Genomic DNA, 15,066 nt, shown 5'->3' on the forward strand with positions numbered 1-15,066 from the left:
AATTTAAAATCACTTATATATTTTTCAAAGTGACAGAGTCAAATATATTTTTATTCTTTTACCGAGGTATTCTTATAATCCTCTAAAGTTTTATGCACTAGAGCAACTTTATAATTTTCTGATGAGATCACAATTGGTTCCTTTTCAAAAGCATATATCTTGTTCTCTCTTAAAAGCTCCTCAAAACCTAAAGCTCTACTTCTACTGCCAATTCCATGAACAACCAATAACACTACATCCTTAGAATATATATCTATAGAGGTGGTGTATTTATAGTTTAATTCTGTAATAGCCTTCTCTACTTTTTCCTTTAGTTTTTCTACTTCTGCCTTATCCTCATATGGAAATTCATAAAGTAATTTCATGTTTTGAGAAAGTGTATCAGGTTTAAACTTGTTTGCCGCTAATGCTGGTAGAGAATTGGTTAACAAATCTTGAGCTTTTTTTCCAGATTCAGTTTCAGGATATTTAAGAGCTACATTCTTAAGCGCAAGTCTATAAGCATCAAATCCAACCAATCTACCAGTAGCAAGTGCTTTCAACAATTCTATCTTTGGTAAGAGTTCATCATCATTAAACTCTTCTAAATATTCTGAACTCAGCTCTAAGACCTCAACATATTCTCCTTGCTCGTAGCGCTTAAATAGTTCTTGATATTTATCTTCTGCTTTATTATCTATCTCTATTGCCAGTCCAGGATTCTTAATGCTTGCGGCATATCTAGAATCTGGATATTTTGCTAGTATATCTTGTTTATATTTTTCTGCAGCTACACGATCTCCCTGAGCATCATAGATCTGATATAGATAATAATTTGCAGGTACTACAAGACGTTCTTCATTGGTATACATTAATAAAGCTTCCAGTTTTTGCTTTGCCATTTCATCTTCCTGAAATTTCTCACGATATACCAAACCTAATCTGTAATAAGCATCATTTCGTTGTGCCTTAAGACTATCAATCTCTACAGCATCTACAGGAATTCTTGAAATATAGGTTTGTGGATCGAACTCAGGACTGCTGGATAACATATCTTCTGAGACCTGATTTAATGTATCTACCCTTGCATTGGAAATGATCTCTAGAGTAGATCTCCAGTTATCCTGAAGCTTTCTTGGGCCCCAGACTCTTAAAAATTCCTTCAAGCCATTAGCAACGCGTGTAGGGTTATAGAAATAGAATAAATTTCCTGCGTTTGGTACCCCAAGGGAGGGTGGTAAACCCGGACCGCTAATTGGTGAATTATTATTTTGAAGTGTATTAAGTTGGGCAACCTCACCTTTTATAGCCTTCGCTATAGCCAGTGTTTTTAAACTATCTGCATAATTGGTAAAATAAGTTTCACGCGCTGCTACTCCCATATCTACTAACTTTAAGATACTATCGTTCTTATCTGCTATGGCTTCATACTTTATAACATCTTGAAGATTATCTCTTTTTCGTTTTATAAAAAAATAATCTCTGGTTGTTGTAGGTATCTTGGTTAATGTACTATCATAATAAACACTGGCGTTTCTAAAATTTGCATTATCAAAATTAATATCGCCTAAGGTCTCGTAGTTTACAGATTGTAGAAAACTATCGTTAGACTGGGTTCTTAGCGATCTATTATAATAATCTATAGCACCCTGAATGGAATCTTCATGATTGTAGTATTCTCCTATTTGAAAATAAATCTTATCTAAGAAGTCTCTGTTCTCTCTATTTTCTTCCATTTCTGAAAGCATTAGCATAAGATCTTCAGGATTTCCGGTATCAAAATTAAAATTTCGTGCCTTCCCTAAATATGCATTTATATAATATTCTCTGGGAGATCTTCTGTTTAGGCGAATTACTTTATCAAATGCATAATTAGCGCTATCTCTATTGCTAAGCCTGTTGTATAATTGACCTAAAATGAAATTATAACGCCCCTCTTCTGCCATAATTTTTGTAAAATTTGCAGCAGTTTTCATAGGAGCTACAGCACTATCTAAAGCATTGGTATTTATATAAGCCTGAGCCAAAATTGCATTGGCATCTGCCCTATCCTGATCTTTTAAGGTTTCAAATTCTAAAAGACGCTTAAGATTTTTAATAGCCAACTCATTATTCTGAAGTCTGATGTTTGTCTTTTCACGCCATATCTGAGCATGATTAATAGTATTGCTGGCAGGATATTTATATAAAATATAATTAAAGGCTTCTAATGCCGGAATAAATCGCTGATCGTAATATCTGGACTTTCCTAACAGCAAATAAGCTTCATCAATTTGAGGGTTGTTCTCTTTTCCTGCAATGAGCATAGAATGCTTTTGAATTGCTTTGGTAGCTTTATCTTCAGACAATCTAAAGAATTCATTTCTCTCGGAACCGGGAAGCAGAATTTCTTGAGAAACCTGCATCCTTTCAACAGGAAGTATATCCCAGAAATTCTCGTTATACCCTTGGTCTATTTGCTTTTTACCCTGCTCTAGGGCAACATTACCATTATATAACGTATTATATTCTGCAGTAACAGCATGCCAATTTCTATTGATGAAGGTGTCCTTTTTCCTAGAACATCCAACAATAGAGAGTATGGAAATAAGAAATATAAAGCCAGAGGAAATTCTATTCAAAATCAATACGTTCTTGATGTTATAAATAACTGTAGCACTTAGGTTTTAGTATGCTAAAATACGTTTCTTTTTGGAAAAGAATGATAGATAGAATTTTGGGCTTCAAAAAATTTATTGTTCAATAAATTCGTCTTTAGAAAAATAGGCTTCCAGCTCTTGGAGCGTTGCAGGAGAGGTAATTATATCTTTTTCTAAGAGTCCATGATTAAGAACAACAATTCTCTCACACACCTCCGTAATATGAATTAGGTCATGGCTGGAGATAAGAATAGTGGTATCTCGTGCAGCGGTTAGTTCTTTAATAGTTTTTTTAAGTCTAATTTGGGTAGTTGGATCTAGATTAGCAAAAGGCTCATCCAAAATAACAACTTTAGGCTTTCCTATAAGTGCTGCTACTATTCCAACCTTCTTTTGATTTCCTTTTGAAAAATCTCGCAAATATTTACGCTTGTTCAAAATTTCTCCATTAAAGAATTCTTCAAATTTTTCTAGAACAGCATCTACATCTGCCTTATTCTGCTCTCTTAATTCTCCAATAAAATAGAAATATTCTTCTGGAGTAAGATAACCTATCAAAAAACTTTCATCTATAAATGAAGATGTAAATGGTTTCCAGTCTTCACTTTGGTTTACCGTAATTTCATTATTAAAAATGTTTCCGGTGGTAGGCTGAATAAGGTCTAATAAAAGACTGAAAAATGTTGTTTTTCCGGCTCCATTGTTCCCAACCAGACCAAAACTTTGACCTTCAGGAATATCAAGATGATCTATATTTAGCACTGTATTGCCTTTATAAACTTTTTTAAGATTTGTTGCTGTGATCATTTCTGAAATTATTTAACTGTATTGTTATTCTCCTTTTTGACTAAAACCTTCTATCATCTCATATTTATTCTTCTTATAGACCTGAGAGATAAAGTTGATAGCATTCGTTCTAAAGAACATTCCTAGTATTCCTAAACCTAATAGAAAAGCCATGCCGCTTTCAAAAGAAACATACTTATCAAATAACCAGAAAAATACTACCGGTAGTACCATTAAGGGTAAACTTACCAGCCATTGTGTTGCTCCCGTGCCTTGATAGTTCATAAACGGACTTTTGTCTAGATCTATTCTTTTTCTGTTGAAAGAGCCTGCATAGAGAAGCATCGGGATATTAATACCAATATTGTACACCGCACAAACAATGTTCAACATAAATATTCTCCATCCAAAGTAAACATAGGGAGTAGCTAATATTACAAGAATAACCACACTAAAAGACATTAATGCCGCCTTGGCAGTTAGGTATTTTTTTAAAGGAATATTTTGAGCCATGATCATGGAATAGTATTTAGCATCCCAAGCCGGAATGAATTGTCCAAAATTGATCATAAAGATTCCTGTAATGAAGATGCCAACAAATACAAAGAACCATGGATTATTTTGATAAGAATCTTGAGGATAGAAGAACATTCCATACCCTAATAACAATAAAGACATATAAATGGTGGTTTTAGGCCTTTTATTACGCCAGATAAGCTTAAGATCTTGCTGTAAATACGGTGCTATATCTCCGAATTTCTTGGTCCATAAGAATTCTTTTGTGTCTGCGCTTTTTGTTTGCTCCTTTAAGGTAGCATCTAAATAGAACTTCCCTTCTAGATTTAGCTGATTCCATTTAAACAATCCTATAAAAAGGAGAACCGGAATAATTGCATAATATGGAGTTTCAATAATTTGATCTAAAACACTTCCAAACCAAAGTCCAATTTTAAAAACCTCAAAATAATCTAATAGAAAAAAGCCAAGAACCAATAAAATAAATGGAAGCAATGCCTTTGAATTCTCTGTGAATCTCTTTTTGATGATAAAATTGGCATAATTAACTGATAGCGTTAAAAAACTTAGAGCAATCATCCATGCAATGATTGATAAATCTGGATGTGATTGCTTATACATATTAAAGATCCCAAATGGAATGATAATAAGTAGTGGTAAGAAGTTGAAGAAGGAGAAAAGTGATTTTATCAATACAAAATTCACTAATTTTCTTTTGCTAATAGGCAAAACCATAAGAGGTTTAATATCTAGCACTGGTAGGGTTTGCAATAAGAATCTATAAGCTAGTTCAGCCAGAAGCCATACCAGCACATAATTATTTACAAATATCAAGGGGTCTGCCTCTGGAAAATGTTCTTTAATGATCGGGAAAAGTCCTATTCCAAAGAATAAAAAAATAGCGATAAAATAGAGTGCTAAGAAACCCATTACGATCTTAAGTCCTAAACTTTTGCCCATACTGGCAGATCTAAAGAAAGATTTCCATTCTAGCCAAATTAAACGCTTAAACATATATTCAAGTTTTTATACAAGTGTTGAAATTTACCAATTTGTTACAAATTAAAAACCCCAGACTTTGTATTTTTGCGCACAAAGATTATGACATGAATAAATTCTATGCTTTAAAGATAAAAGAAATAATCCGCGAGACCCCGGAGGCGGTAAGTTTATCTTTTGAAATCCCTTCAGAATTAAAGGAAATATTTAAATATAAGGCAGGACAATATATTACCATTAAAACTACAGTAGATGGTAAAGAAATAAGAAGAGCATACTCTCTTTGCTCTGCACCTTTTTCCTCGGAATTTAAAGTAACGGTGAAAGAGGTAAAAAACGGGTTATTTTCAAGTTTGGCTAATAATAAATTAAAGGCCGGAGATATTTTGGAGGTTCATCCACCAGAAGGTAAATTTATATTTCAACCTGCAAATAGTAATAATACTTACGCTGCCTTTGCTGCAGGAAGTGGTATTACACCTATTTTGTCCATAATAAAAACCATGCTTAATGAGGAGCCGGATAGCAATTTTGTGCTAGTTTACGGTAACAAAACACCAGACGATACCATTTTCTTTAAAGAACTTCTAGAATTACAGGTAAATTATCCTGAAAGACTTTTCGTGGAATTTGTATTTAGCCGAACTCAAGAAAACGACTCACATTTTGGAAGAATAGAAACCAGTACTGTAAATTTTGTTCTGAAAAATAAATTTAAAGAAACCAATTTTAAAACATTCTATATCTGCGGACCGGAAGAAATGATCCATATGGTAAGTGATGTTCTAAAATTGAATAATGTGGAAGAAGCTGATATTTTGTTCGAACTCTTTACCGCTGCAGAAGATGGAGAAGTTATAGAATCTAACATGCAAGGTGAAACAGAGATCACTATTTTGGTAGATGATGAAGAGACCACTTTTAAGATGAAGAGTGAAGATACAATCTTAGATGCGGCATTAGAGAACGATCTAGATGTACCTTATTCTTGCCAAGGTGGTATTTGTAGCAGTTGTATTGCAAGGATCACAGAAGGAAAAGCAGAAATGCGTAAGAATCAGATCCTAACAGATAGTGAAATTGCAGAAGGTCTTATTTTAACTTGTCAGGCTCAACCCACTACTCCTATGGTAAAGGTGGATTATGATGATGTATAAAAGCTTATTATTTTCCTAAAAGATCAGGAGAAAAGAACTTCATTTATCTTATTATATACTATTTCCGGAGAGATTGTGCGCATAACATCTTCATATCCCTCCGGAAATTTATTTCCATAGATGGACGTTGGAATTTTTGGATACATCTGTAAATCCGGAAGTAAACAATTCTCTAAGGGTTGATTAAAAGCTTTAAAACCTGCATAAGGATGTGTAACTCCCCAAAGTGTAACTACAGGAATTCCGAATATTGCCGCTAAATGGGCATTTCCACTATCCATAGATAGCATCCCATCTAAATTTGAGATAAGGGCTAATTCCTCTTCAAATTTTAATTTACCAACCAGCGATGTAGCATTTCCAAGTTTAGAAGCTAAAGACTCTAATTTTTCCTGTTCTTCTTTACCACCTCCAAAAAGATAGATTTGTACATTCTCATCTGCATTCAATTTTTCTAGAACCTTAGCTAATAAATCTAATGGATACACTTTAGAATTGTGTTGTGCAAAAGGTGCAATTCCCAACCATTTTAATGTATTTTTTCCTGTAATTTCTCTTGCATTTGGAGAAAGTCTTTGTTTTTGAGGATACCTATATTTAGAAAGATCTAAAGGATAGCCAAGCTCTTTAAAAACATCGGCATAGCGTTCTGGAGTAGGTTTTAGCTGTTTAAAGATCTTATTGTTTTCTCTAATCAAAGCCTTCTTCTCTGCCCTGCCCTTGTCAATTTGTTTTACCGGAATTCCAAATAAAAAGAAAATTGATTTTAGAACATTAGTTCTAAGCACATTATGAACATCTGCCACTGCATCTACCCCCAGATCTCTAAGATCTTTTGCAAGACTACTCAATCCAAAAACTCCGTTGTGTGCTCCTTTTAAATCGGCTTCATAGATAACTACATTATCAATTCCGAAGAAGATAGGTGCAAAGAATTTTTTAGTAAGTACTGTAATTTTTAATTGAGGATACGTTGTTGTCAACACCTGCAATACCGGTGCTAACATAGCAACATCGCCCATAGCAGAAAGCCTAATTACCAGTAAATGAACCCTCTTATGGTCTGAAAATTTAGCATTTTCAGTCTTTTCCTTAATATTTGAGGATCCAGATTTCATCTAATTCTTTTTTCTTAGAATCGGGTTAAGCTCATCGTCATTGTACATTTTCATCTGCTTGTAAACCTTCATATACTTATCTCCGCTCTCAATATCTTTTAATAATTGATCTATTGCTGATGAAAGATCTTCTCGCTGCTCTAAAAGGATAGTAAGTTTATCATTACATTTTTCAATATGTTCTGAAGAAGCGTCGTTTCTCTGAGTTTCTTCTTCCATATGAAAGATCTTTAAGGCCAGAATAGAAAGTCTATCTACTGCCCATGCAGGAGATTCCGAATTTATAGTAGCAGTAGCTTTTGCTGAAATATCATTATATTTCTCAAGAAAATAACTGTCAATATATTCTACCATATCGGTTCTGTCCTGATTGGAAGCATCTATCTGTCTTTTTAATTTCAACGCAGATACAGGATCTATTTGTGGATCTCTAATTATATCTTCATAATGCCATTGTACTGTATCTATCCAGGATTTTCTATATAATAAGTGCTCTATTAGTTGATCTTGCTCCTTATATGGATTTGTAAAATTTTGATCTACAGTATTAATTTCGTGATATTTATTAATCACTTCCTGAAATATAGTATTGGCTTTATCTGAAAACATTAAGGTATTTTTTATCTGTTTCTAATTGAATAATCCTCCCTATCTACCGCACTTTTAAGAAAAAGAACCATAGATTTTTGAGAAATACAAAGGTATCATATTTTAGTAAAGTTTGTATTAATCAAATGAAAAAGCTCACAGTAAAGCAGGCTCACAGATAAAAGGTAAGGTTGGCTAACCTCTTTTTTTAGGAAATAAATAATATTAGAATAGGCATCAATACCAATCCTATTAGTAAGATCTCTTTGAAAATCTTTTCTTTCTTTCCTTCAAAATAATTAGAAATAATAAGACTTAGCGGCACAAAAAGAAATATTAACTCACTACCATCTTTTATTGGAGAAAAAATAGCCACTAATATTGCTAGTGCTAAGGTGAACAAGACCAAAATATAGGTTGGTCTGGAGTTAACACTAGCCTTTTGCATTATTCCGAAATAATAGAATAACGTCCAAATACCTAAGCCGATGATGATGCTTAAAGGAATTAGAAGTTGCAGGTTTTGATATAAACTAAAATCGAAGCTTACTTCTTGAAACCATTTCTCCCAGGTATAGAATTCTGAATATACTAGAATATGAAAACTCGTTACAAGGGCAACCACCGTACAAAAGGCAACTAGCGGAATTAACCAATTCTTAAAATAGTTTGCTGCATGCACCAAAATTCCAATAAATACTACAAACAAAAATAAAATCGCCCAAAAGTAGAATAGCGATGCTATGCATATCCAAAATGTTGCATCAAATATTTTTTTAGGAATATCTTTTCTAGACTTTAAGCTAATGATCCTCCTTAAGGCCAGCAGAATGCATAAGTTTGCTAATATCACCTGGTTGTTTTGTAGTATAGCTAAAAAAGAAACAGAAAATACCGCAAAGATCACGATCTTAAAAGCACTTCTTTTTGTTAGGTCGTTCTTTTTGGCGATAAAGTCTAAAACAGTGATACTTAAAATAAAGCATACAAAAACACCCATTTTAGTACCCCAAACCCCAAGATCTAAAGTATTTATAAGCTCAGGGAAATTTGCTGAAATGTAAAACACAGCCATTATAAATGCGACTGCCAAAAAAATTACAGGTTTTGATTTGCTAAAAAAGCTTGTTAGCATTGCCGTTTTTTATATTTTTGTACCATAATATAACAAAGTTATACAATGAAAGATTTTTTTGAAGGAATAGCATGGCTTTTCGAGAATGTTTTATTCATCCCTTTAGATGCACTTAGAACGTTACAATTAGATTCATGGTGGCTTGCAAATATCATGAACTGGATTTTTATGATTATTGGTGCAGCAGCTTTTATTTACTGGATGCTTCAACTAAAAAAGTTCGATGATGAGGAGAAAGCACATCACAATCGTTCTCACCGTTCTACTTTAAGCTAGATCAAAGCCTAGATCCTTTCTATAATACATCTTATCAAAATGGAGTTTATCTACATTTTGATAAGATTTTTTTAGTGCCTCTTGGTAATCTTTTCCAAATGAGGTAACAGCAATCACTCGACCTCCCGAGCTTACTATCTTTCCTTCACTCTCTGCAGTTCCTGCATGAAAAACAATAGAATCATGAACGTTTTCTATTCCAGAAATTTCCTTACCTTTTTCATACGCTTCCGGATATCCCCCAGAAACTAACATTACTGTAACGGCAGAATCTTCTTTAATTTTAAGAGTAGCTTCATCTAATTTCTGCTCAGAAACTTTTTGAAGTAGCTCAACCAGGTCAGACTCAATTCTAGGAAGCACTACTTCTGTTTCCGGATCTCCCATTCTTACGTTATATTCTATTACGTAAGGCTCCTCTCCTACCTTTATCAACCCTATAAATATAAACCCTTTATATTCTATATCTTCTTCTTGCAAGCCTTTTATAGTTGGCTTTACAATACGATCTTCAATTTTTTTCATCAAGGTTTCATCTGCAAATGGCACAGGAGATATCGCTCCCATTCCTCCTGTATTTAAACCAGAATTTCCTTCACCAATACGCTTATAATCCTTGGCTGTTGGTAAGATCTTATAATTTTTACCATCGGTAAGTACAAATACACTTAACTCTATACCATCTAGAAATTCTTCAATTACCACTTTATTACTAGCCTTTCCAAATTTGCTATTCATAAGCATATGTTCCAACTCTTGTTGTGCTTCTTCAAGGTCATCTATAATTAGCACCCCTTTTCCTCCGGCCAAACCATCAGCTTTTAGCACATATGGAGATTTTAGATTTGTTAAGAACGCTTTACCTGCTTCTAAACTTTTAGGAGTAAAACTCTCGTAAGCAGCAGTAGGAATGTTATACATCATCATAAACTCCTTTGCTCTTTCCTTACTCCCTTCAAGCAAGGCACCTCGTTTAGATGGGCCTATAATCGCAACTTCCTTTAACTCACTATCATCCATAAAAAAATCATAGATACCTTCTACTAATGGGTCTTCTGGTCCTACAACCACCATCTCAATATTTTCCTTTAGCACGAAATCTTTAATTTGAGCGAAATTGGTTACCTTCAAATTTACGTTCTTAGCAATTTGAGAGGTCCCTGCATTTCCAGGTGCTACAAAAAGTTGATCACAGTTCTTGCTTTCAGCTATTTTATAAGCAAATGCATGTTCTCTACCGCCGGCACCTAAAATTAAAATATTCATCTGGAAGTTGTTTTTTAGTTCTTGTGTCAAAAATAATTGTTTGTAAATTGAAGCGCTAATAAAAACCAACAAATTAAAGCTAATTTATTCCTTGAACTGGTTCAAAATTTCTTTACAGCTCAATAAATTTCCCATTAATAGGGCTCAAAAAGTGTTACGAGAAATTCAGCAGATACCGGAAGAATCTTTCTTGAATTATATCCAGGAAAAGCGAGATGCCATTGTGATTCATCATCTAAATCACAATTCATATTATTCAGAATTTTTTGGCAAAAAGAACTTCACATCTTGGGAAGAGGTGCCGGTTATGTCTAAGTCTGATCTGCAGCGACCTCTTAATGAAAGATTAAGCAAAGGTTATTCTAAGAATAAGATCTATGTTGGTAAAACTTCTGGCTCTAGCGGACATCCGTTTATTTTTGCGAAAGATAGATTTTGCCACGCCTTAACCTGGGCAGGATTTATAAATAGATATGATTGGATTGGGATAGACCTCAACAAATCTCTACAAGCCAGATTCTACGGAATTCCTTTAGATATTTATGGCAATTTCATGGAGCGCTTTAAAGACCAAGTAAGTCTAAGAAGAAGATTTAATGTATTTGATCTTAGCGAACAAAAGATGCAGGCTTTTTTAGAACGCTTTAAAAGATCAAGATTTGATTATTTAAATGGATATACCAGCGCAATTCTATTATTTGCTAAATATCTAAATAAGCATAAGATAGTTCTAAAAAATATTTGTCCAAGTTTAAAGATATGCATCGTTACTTCAGAAAAACTTTTTGAAGATGATAAGCTTCTCATAGAAGCTGCTTTTGGAGTGCCCGTGATCAATGAATATGGTGCTAGTGAAGTTGGACTTATAGCTTTCGAAAATCAGCAAAACGAGTGGATAATAAATTCTGAAGACCTCTTGATAGAGATCTTAGATGAAGATGGTCATATTCTTCCTAATGGAGAGGAAGGCCGAGTAGTAATTACATCGCTGTATAACAAAGCGCACCCTATGATTCGCTATGATATTGGAGATACTGGAACTCTTGATATTAAAAGTACTCCTAAAAAGCCAATTTTAAACAAACTTACCGGAAGAACTAATGATGTAGCAATACTTGCAAACGGTAAGGTGGTGCCTGGACTAACTTTTTACTATGTTACAAAATCTATTATTGAAGATGCCGGAGGAATTAAGGAGTTTCTTATAATACAAACAGACCTGGATAGATTTAAGATAGAATACGTAAGCGAGCAGGAATTTACTTCAATTCAAGTCCAGAAAATATTAAGTGCCATAGAAACATTTGTAGGAAAAAATCTGAATGTAGATTTTGAAAGAAAAACCATTCTTAAGAGGAATAAAAGTGGAAAATTGAAACAATTTACATCAATGATCTAGCGGCATTTTTTGCTGTTTCTTTATAAAAAAGTGTTCCCATAAGAAGATTCTCATAGAATTTAAACTTCTAAAAAGACCCTGATCTAAAAATCTATAATAGATCAAAAAATTATAGTTAAGCAAAGCCAACTTATTTTGAGAAATAGAGTCATTTCTTATTCTATAGGATGCTAATACCTCATCCATACCTTTAGTTTCACCTATTTGCTTCAATATGCTCAACCAAAGTGCCCAATCTTGTCTCTTTCTAAGCAAAGGAGCATAAACCTTTCCTAATTTATGTGCATTGTAAATTCCGGTTAGATTCCCAATGTAATTAGATTTCAGTAATTTCTGATAAGTCAATACAGCGAGTGCCTGTACCTTTTCACCGGTTTCTTCACCATTCTCGGATATTAGTTTATAGCTTGAAAAAGTCACCACAAGATCATGTGTTTGCATAAAATCTAACTGCAGTTGTAACTTATTAGCATGCCAAAGATCATCTGCATCTAAAAACGCTATATAAGTTCCATTAGCAGCTTCTATTCCTTTATTTCTAGCGGCTCCGGTACCTAAATTGGAAGTATTATTTAGTAAATTAATACGCTTATCTAAGATCATTAGATTCTCTACGCGTTCTTTGGTATGATCTTTAGAAAAATCATCTATTACCCATAATTCCCAATTCTTATAGGTTTGTTGCTGAACAGATTTAATAGCCTCTTCTATAAATGCCGAAGAATTATAACAAGGCATAATTATGGAAACTAGAGCTTCACTGTTCATTTAAGGGTGTTTTAGCGCTTTATATGTTTGGAGAAGTCTTTGTGTTCACTCTTAAATAATTCCTCCTGTGTAAGGTTCTTAAAATAATCATAGGTGATCTTCATTCCCTTACTTCTAGAAACCTTTGGCTCCCACCCCAAGATCTCTTTAGCTCTGGTAATATCTGGCTGGCGTTGTAAAGGATCATCTTCCGGAAGTTCCTTATAAACTATCTTTTGATCTGTATTGGTCAATTTTATGATCTCTTCAGCAAAATCTTTAATAGTAATTTCTTCAGGATTACCAATATTTACCGGTTCGCTGTAATCGCTTAATAACAATCTATAGATACCTTCTACCTGATCATCTACATAACAAAAAGAACGAGTTTGCTGCCCATCCCCAAAAACAGTCAAATTCTCACCTCTAAGTGCCTGACCAATAAATGCAGGTATAACGCGCCCATCATTTAATCTCATTCTTGGCCCATAAGTATTGAAAATTCTGGCAATTCTGGTCTCCAAACCATGAAAACGATGATAAGCCATGGTCATAGATTCTTGAAATCGCTTGGCTTCATCATAAACTCCACGAGGGCCTATAGAATTTACATTTCCATAATAATCCTCGGTTTGTGGATGTACTAAAGGATCTCCATAAACTTCTGAGGTAGATGCTATTAACAATCGCGCATTCTTTTCTTTAGCTAATCCTAAAAGATGAAATATACCAATAGACCCCACCTTTAAAGTTTGAATTGGGATCTTTAAATAATCTATTGGGCTGGCAGGAGATGCAAAATGCAGGATATAGTCTAATTTTCCGGGTACGTGTACATATTTTGTAACATCGTAATGAACGAACTCAAAATTTGGCTCATTTATAAGGTGTTCTATATTTTTCATATCTCCGGTGATCAAATTATCCATCCCGATAACCTGATAACCCTCCTTGATAAACCTATCTGATAAATGAGAACCTAAAAATCCGGCTGCTCCGGTAATCAATATCTTCTTTGCCATGTAGCTTTAATTAGATGCTAAAATTAGAGAAAAATTATGCTTTGAAACTTTTATAAAGTTCTAAAAGCGATACTTGCCAAGACTTTGGAGTGTAATGGAGATTCTCAATAAGTTTCTGCTTGCTCATTACACTATATTCTGGCCTTGCTGCAATTGTTTTATAAGAACTATCGCTATTAAGCTGCACTCTATCTAAATTTCCAGAAATTTTTAAAATCTCTTCTGCAAATCCGTACCAGGAAGTCTCTCCAGCATTACTAAAATGATATAAACCTGAATTTCCGTTCTTTTTTAAAATTACCTGCAAAATTAATTCAGCCAAATCATTAGCATTGGCTGGAGTTCCTATTTGTTCTGGAGTGATATTTATTGTTGATCTTTCTTCAACTTTATTAAGGATGGTCTTAAAAAAGTTATGACCAAATTCCGAATATAACCAGGAGGTTCTAAAAATAAAATATTCATGTAACAACTCTTGAATGTAAGCTTCTCCTTTTAATTTTGAAGCACCGTAAACATTTATAGGATTGGTGGAATCTGTTTCCTTATAAGGTTGATCTGCTTTTCCATCAAACACATAATCTGTAGAAATATGTATTAGCACCGTTCTATTCTCGCGGCATTTAATAGCTAGATTCTTTACAGCTTCTGCATTTATAGAAAATGCTTTCTCTTTTTCGATTTCTGCTTTTTCCACATTGGTGTATGCGGCACAGTTAATACAGTAATCAATTCTTTTACTCGTAAAACAGGCCTGTAGATCTAAATTGGAAGTAATATCAATTTCAGAAGAATCAAAAAAAAGCCAATCTATGGTATTCTCTTGCTCTGCTAATTTCTGAATACATTGGCCTAACTGCCCAGAAGCTCCGGTTACTAATACTGTCTTCATTTGTATAGATCTTGAAGTGTAGGTAATTTAGTGTCTTTTTCAGAAAGGATCATTTCGCTTTCCGGTAAGATCCAGTCTATAGCCAGATCTTTATCATTATAAATTATTCCAGATTCAGAACCTGGTGAGTAAAATCTATCACACTTATATAAAAAAACAGAAGTTTCAGACAAGGTTATAAACCCATGTGCAAATCCTTGTGGAATAAATAACTGATGTTGATTCTTATCATTTAAAATAACAGAAAAATGAGATCTAAATTTGGAGGAATCTGGCCTAAGATCTACCACAACATCTAACACTTCCCCATAAATAACTCGCACTAATTTTGCCTGAGCATGATCTCCTTCTTGAAAATGCAGACCTCTCAACACTCCTTTTTTTGAAACAGATTGATTATCCTGAACAAAATCTATTTCCAGACCTGTAGCTTCTTTAAACTTCTTTTTGTGGAAGCTTTCAGAAAAGACGCCTCTATGATCTGGAAACATATCTGGAGTAAAAAGAAAACAATCCTTTAGCGGAGTTTTTTCAAATTTCATGGAGT

Annotated in this window: 14 protein-coding genes; 3 read left to right on the plus strand and 11 right to left on the minus strand. The window is 33.8% G+C overall.

Features of this window, described 5'->3' with window-relative positions:
• Window positions 1–50: 50 nt before the first annotated feature.
• From BLT84_RS04070 to BLT84_RS04080, 3 genes are all read right to left on the minus strand, one after another.
• On the minus strand, window positions 51–2,600 hold the full coding sequence (locus BLT84_RS04070; protein ID WP_091263061.1) for a tetratricopeptide repeat protein: 2,550 nt from the start codon (window positions 2,598–2,600) through the stop codon (window positions 51–53).
• A gap of 111 nt (window positions 2,601–2,711) precedes the next feature.
• Entirely contained in the window at window positions 2,712–3,425 is a 714-nt protein-coding gene (locus BLT84_RS04075) for an ABC transporter ATP-binding protein (RefSeq protein WP_034887224.1), read from the minus strand.
• Between the two features lie 24 nt (window positions 3,426–3,449).
• A complete protein-coding gene (locus BLT84_RS04080) occupies window positions 3,450–4,934 on the minus strand; it encodes a DUF5687 family protein (protein ID WP_091263063.1) in 1,485 nt (494 codons plus the stop codon).
• A gap of 92 nt (window positions 4,935–5,026) precedes the next feature.
• Here BLT84_RS04080 and BLT84_RS04085 point away from each other — a divergent pair, with 92 nt between their 5' ends.
• A complete protein-coding gene (locus tag BLT84_RS04085; protein WP_034887218.1) occupies window positions 5,027–6,076 on the plus strand; it encodes a ferredoxin--NADP reductase in 1,050 nt (349 codons plus the stop codon).
• A gap of 23 nt (window positions 6,077–6,099) precedes the next feature.
• Here the strand turns inward: BLT84_RS04085 and BLT84_RS04090 are convergent, their stop codons facing one another.
• The 3 genes from BLT84_RS04090 to BLT84_RS04100 all read right to left on the minus strand — a co-directional run bounded on the left by BLT84_RS04090 (window position 6,100) and on the right by BLT84_RS04100 (window position 8,875).
• Window positions 6,100–7,194, minus strand: coding sequence for a glycosyltransferase family 9 protein (locus BLT84_RS04090; RefSeq protein WP_317039996.1), 1,095 nt, complete (start codon window positions 7,192–7,194; stop codon window positions 6,100–6,102).
• A complete protein-coding gene (locus BLT84_RS04095; RefSeq protein WP_091263066.1) occupies window positions 7,195–7,803 on the minus strand; it encodes a DUF4254 domain-containing protein in 609 nt (202 codons plus the stop codon).
• 187 nt (window positions 7,804–7,990) lie between these two features.
• The gene (locus BLT84_RS04100; protein WP_231929471.1) at window positions 7,991–8,875 is read right to left on the minus strand and encodes a DUF6427 family protein; all 885 of its coding nucleotides are present in this window, start codon (window positions 8,873–8,875) and stop codon (window positions 7,991–7,993) included.
• 87 nt (window positions 8,876–8,962) lie between these two features.
• Here BLT84_RS04100 and BLT84_RS04105 point away from each other — a divergent pair, with 87 nt between their 5' ends.
• On the plus strand, window positions 8,963–9,193 hold the full coding sequence (locus BLT84_RS04105) for a DUF6341 family protein (RefSeq protein ID WP_034887211.1): 231 nt from the start codon (window positions 8,963–8,965) through the stop codon (window positions 9,191–9,193).
• Here the strand turns inward: BLT84_RS04105 and purD are convergent.
• On the minus strand, window positions 9,185–10,459 hold the full coding sequence (gene purD, locus BLT84_RS04110; RefSeq protein WP_091263070.1) for a phosphoribosylamine--glycine ligase: 1,275 nt from the start codon (window positions 10,457–10,459) through the stop codon (window positions 9,185–9,187). The genes BLT84_RS04105 and purD overlap by 9 nt on opposite strands.
• A gap of 91 nt (window positions 10,460–10,550) precedes the next feature.
• Here purD and BLT84_RS04115 point away from each other — a divergent pair, with 91 nt between their 5' ends.
• Complete coding sequence (locus tag BLT84_RS04115) at window positions 10,551–11,858, plus strand: phenylacetate--CoA ligase family protein (protein ID WP_091263072.1); 1,308 nt, start codon at window positions 10,551–10,553, stop codon at window positions 11,856–11,858.
• Here the strand turns inward: BLT84_RS04115 and BLT84_RS04120 are convergent.
• The 4 genes from BLT84_RS04120 to rfbC are packed head-to-tail and all read right to left on the minus strand — an operon-like array spanning window position 11,847 to window position 15,061.
• Entirely contained in the window at window positions 11,847–12,626 is a 780-nt protein-coding gene (locus BLT84_RS04120; protein ID WP_091263074.1) for a glycosyltransferase family 2 protein, read from the minus strand. The genes BLT84_RS04115 and BLT84_RS04120 overlap by 12 nt on opposite strands.
• Window positions 12,627–12,637: 11 nt before the next feature.
• Window positions 12,638–13,627: a UDP-glucuronic acid decarboxylase family protein gene (locus tag BLT84_RS04125; protein WP_034887202.1), complete on the minus strand. Its 990-nt coding sequence runs from the start codon at window positions 13,625–13,627 to the stop codon at window positions 12,638–12,640.
• Between the two features lie 34 nt (window positions 13,628–13,661).
• On the minus strand, window positions 13,662–14,519 hold the full coding sequence (gene rfbD / locus BLT84_RS04130) for a dTDP-4-dehydrorhamnose reductase (protein ID WP_091263076.1): 858 nt from the start codon (window positions 14,517–14,519) through the stop codon (window positions 13,662–13,664).
• Entirely contained in the window at window positions 14,516–15,061 is a 546-nt protein-coding gene (rfbC, locus tag BLT84_RS04135; protein WP_091263078.1) for a dTDP-4-dehydrorhamnose 3,5-epimerase, read from the minus strand. Before rfbC ends, rfbD begins: the two co-directional genes overlap by 4 nt.
• Window positions 15,062–15,066: the final 5 nt, after the last annotated feature.

Source organism: Gillisia sp. Hel1_33_143 (assembly GCF_900104765.1).
Lineage (GTDB): Bacteria > Bacteroidota > Bacteroidia > Flavobacteriales > Flavobacteriaceae > Gillisia.

Excerpts from the sequence above, each read along its gene's own strand:
- BLT84_RS04075 (WP_034887224.1), bottom strand. The coding sequence starts at position 3,425 with ATGATCACAGCAACAAATCTTAAAAAAGTTTATAAAGGCAATACAGTG.
- BLT84_RS04080 (WP_091263063.1), bottom strand. The coding sequence starts at position 4,934 with ATGTTTAAGCGTTTAATTTGGCTAGAATGGAAATCTTTCTTTAGATCT.
- BLT84_RS04085 (WP_034887218.1), top strand. The coding sequence starts at position 5,027 with ATGAATAAATTCTATGCTTTAAAGATAAAAGAAATAATCCGCGAGACC.
- BLT84_RS04090 (WP_317039996.1), bottom strand. The coding sequence starts at position 7,194 with ATGAAATCTGGATCCTCAAATATTAAGGAAAAGACTGAAAATGCTAAA.
- BLT84_RS04095 (WP_091263066.1), bottom strand. The coding sequence starts at position 7,803 with ATGTTTTCAGATAAAGCCAATACTATATTTCAGGAAGTGATTAATAAA.
- BLT84_RS04105 (WP_034887211.1), top strand. The coding sequence starts at position 8,963 with ATGAAAGATTTTTTTGAAGGAATAGCATGGCTTTTCGAGAATGTTTTA.
- purD (WP_091263070.1), bottom strand. The coding sequence starts at position 10,459 with ATGAATATTTTAATTTTAGGTGCCGGCGGTAGAGAACATGCATTTGCT.
- BLT84_RS04120 (WP_091263074.1), bottom strand. The coding sequence starts at position 12,626 with ATGAACAGTGAAGCTCTAGTTTCCATAATTATGCCTTGTTATAATTCT.
- BLT84_RS04125 (WP_034887202.1), bottom strand. The coding sequence starts at position 13,627 with ATGGCAAAGAAGATATTGATTACCGGAGCAGCCGGATTTTTAGGTTCT.
- rfbD (WP_091263076.1), bottom strand. The coding sequence starts at position 14,519 with ATGAAGACAGTATTAGTAACCGGAGCTTCTGGGCAGTTAGGCCAATGT.
- rfbC (WP_091263078.1), bottom strand. The coding sequence starts at position 15,061 with ATGAAATTTGAAAAAACTCCGCTAAAGGATTGTTTTCTTTTTACTCCA.